The sequence below is a fragment of the Prevotella sp. P5-92 genome, assembly GCF_002251245.1.
In the GTDB taxonomy this organism is placed as follows: Bacteria; Bacteroidota; Bacteroidia; order Bacteroidales; family Bacteroidaceae; genus Prevotella.
In genome coordinates this window covers 1-1,570 of sequence record NZ_NPJG01000088.1, presented here as the reverse complement: position 1 = coordinate 1,570, position 1,570 = coordinate 1, and the positions used below count along the sequence as shown (strand labels likewise).

Below are 1,570 nucleotides of genomic sequence, written 5' to 3'. Positions count from 1 at the left end.
CCTTAATTCCGCAACACTTTGATTTAACTTTATTTATAAGTTCCTGAGCAACAAAAAGTTGCTCAGGATTTTGCCATGTCAGATTTTTCACTTATCTTAGTGTTGCAAATCAAAACAAGCGTAAATCGTAACAAGACATGGCAAAGGTACAAATAAAATCTGAAAAACTCACACCTTTTGGAGGAATTTTTTCAATCATGGAGCAATTTGACTCCATGCTTTCACCTATTATCGACCAGACACTTGGTCAGAGATGCCGCAGTATCATCGGATACCAGTACAGCGAAATTATTCGTTCTCTGATGAGCGTATACTTCTGTGGCGGTTCATGCGTGGAGGATGTAACATCGCATCTGATGCGTCATCTCTCGTATCATCCGACCTTGCGCACATGCAGCTCTGATACCATCCTCAGAGCCATCAAGGAACTGACACAGGAAAACATCTCATATACTTCCGATAAGGGCAAGACCTATGATTTCAATACGGCAGACAAGCTCAACGCCTTGCTTATAAAAGCCTTGGTTTCCACTGGTGAACTGAATGAGGTGGAAACCTACGATGTTGATTTCGACCATCAGTTCCTTGAAACAGAGAAGTATGATGCAAAACCGACATACAAGAAGTTCCTCGGCTACAGACCTGGCGTATATGTCATCGGTGACATGATTGTCTATGTCGAGAACAGCGATGGCAACACAAATGTGCGCTTTTATCAGGCTGAGACCCACAAGAGATTCTTTGCCCTACTGGAAGCCAACAGCATCCGTGTGAATCGCTTCAGAGCCGACTGTGGTTCGTGCTCGAAGGAAATTGTCAGTGAGATAGAGAAGCATTGCACGCACTTCTACATCCGCGCCAACAGATGCAGTTCGCTCTACGATGACTTGTTTTCACTGAGGGGATGGAAGACGGAGGAAATCAACGGCATCCAGTTTGAACTCAATTCCATTCTTGTTGAGAAATGGGAAGGCAAGTGCTATCGTCTTGTCATTCAGAGACAAAAGCGCATGGATGGAGAGCTTGACTTGTGGGAAGGTGAATACACCTACAGATGCATTCTTACCAACGATTATGACTCATCAACAAGAGACATCGTCGAATTTTACAACAAGCGTGGGGGCAAAGAGCGTATATTCGATGATATGAACAACGGATTCGGCTGGAACAGGCTCCCCAAGTCGTTCATGTCAGAGAACACCGTATTCCTTCTGCTTACGGCATTGATACACAATTTCTATAAGACCATCATTAGCAAGCTTGACACCAAGGCTTTCGGGCTCAAGGAAACGAGTCGCATAAAGGCTTTTGTCTTCAGCTTCATCTCCGTACCTGCCAAGTGGATCATGACAGCAAGGCAATACGTGCTGAATATCTATACTGAAAACCGGGCTTATGCAAGACCTTTCAAAACTGGATTCGGATAAAGTCCGTTCCTTATGGTTTTAATCTGCGTATTGCCTCAAGTCGCATTGTGGGGTAAGGGGAAGGTATGCACAAATCGGACAAAATTCACGCTCATACTATCATGATGCATAGTGTTCAAGCTCTTTACTGCAATTGAGATTGC

1 protein-coding gene is annotated in these 1,570 nt (G+C 44.1%); it reads left to right on the top strand.

The annotated features are described in order from the left end of the window. Positions 1–137 precede the first annotated feature (137 nt). On the top strand, positions 138–1,427 hold the full coding sequence (locus tag CIK99_RS09500; protein ID WP_094381291.1) for an IS1380-like element IS614 family transposase: 1,290 nt from the start codon (positions 138–140) through the stop codon (positions 1,425–1,427). Positions 1,428–1,570: the final 143 nt, after the last annotated feature.